Source organism: Bartonella sp. AP9QHHD, from assembly GCF_042195625.1.
Classification (GTDB): Bacteria; Pseudomonadota; Alphaproteobacteria; order Rhizobiales; family Rhizobiaceae; genus Bartonella.
Genome location: NZ_JBHIOP010000041.1, coordinates 1 through 1233, shown reverse-complemented (window position 1 = coordinate 1233; position 1233 = coordinate 1). Strand labels below are relative to the sequence as shown.

The 1233-nt window shown below is 35.9% G+C and carries 3 pseudogenes; all 3 read left to right on the top strand.

Features of this window, described 5'->3' with window-relative positions:
* Window positions 1-74 precede the first annotated feature (74 nt).
* A pseudogene (locus ACFIK4_RS02995) lies at window positions 75-320 on the top strand (hypothetical protein); the annotation flags it as partial.
* Between the two features lie 113 nt (window positions 321-433).
* Window positions 434-709 (top strand): annotated as a pseudogene (locus tag ACFIK4_RS02990) (hypothetical protein); the annotation flags it as partial.
* A 378-nt stretch (window positions 710-1087) separates the two neighbouring features.
* A pseudogene (locus ACFIK4_RS02985) lies at window positions 1088-1233 on the top strand (integrase); the annotation flags it as partial.

Below are 1233 nucleotides of genomic sequence, written 5' to 3'. Positions count from 1 at the left end.
CAAATTTCACTACTTTGCTGATCTTATCCTATGCCATGGGCTGTGGATAAGTACCTTTAAAAACCCTTTTGAAAAAATTATTTGCTGATATCAAAGCAGGTACCTTAGGCGGCTTTATTGAAAAGGAAGATAACCTCTCTCATGAGGGCAATTGCTGGGACTATGATGAGGCTCTTGTGTTTAAAAATGGTCACGTTTATGAAAATGCCAATATTCATGGCATTGCTGTTATTCGTGAAAATGTCGGCGAGTCTACTAAAATAAAAACCTATACTGAACGTCTCTCTCCTTATGGTGAATTAGAGATTGTCTGGGTCTAATCAATAAAGCGGTGTAAATGAAAGTACAGGCGTGGCGGGGGCGCTCCTCTTTCAAATTTTCCTATTCCAAATTTTAGCAAACGTTTATCATATTAGATTGTGAGGGTATCTTTATGTGCAAAAAATACCAATTAACAAATGAAATCAAACAAATTAAAGATAGAATTACTAAGAAAATTACAAACCTTTATCGCATTAAAGCTTTAAAAGACTTTGATGATGTCAAAGTAGGTGATCTGGGAGGCTATATCGAAAAGGAAAGTAACTTATCCCATGATGGCAATTTCTGGGTGTATGATAATGCGTGGGTTTATGGCAATGCCAAGATTTCCTATCATGACAAGGTCTGGGGTAAAGCCTATGGCAATGCAAAATTAAACAGTCAAAGTAAGTGTCGTTCCAAAAAAATGTAAGGTTTATGAAAACGATAATGTTGTCAATATAACTGATAAAACAGAATAAAAATAGATATGGGGGGCGTGCCTTTTTATGGTGTATAAACGCATATAAAATGCATTGCTATAAACATATCATAAAAGAGAGAGTAAAATAAAAGAAAGCCGTGCCAAGTGATATGACGCGGCTTTCAAATAGCGTTTCTTATTGATTAAAATGAATCATCCACAATGGAGTAATGAGTGCATATATACAAAACGTATCATATTGCAAGTGCTCTATGAGAGATATGAAAACTTATCAAAAGAAACGTAAACGATGCGTATGATCTTTAATCACTCGTTGGAATTACAGAGCCTATAACGCTTGTTATGGCTATCAAACAAATTACTCAACATGGCAAAATTGTATGGTATGTACGTATTGGTCACGGCAAACGCATTAGAATACGCGGTACCTATGGAACGCAAGAGTTTGTTGATAACTACAAAAGCGCACTTGCCGAGTTACAAGGGCT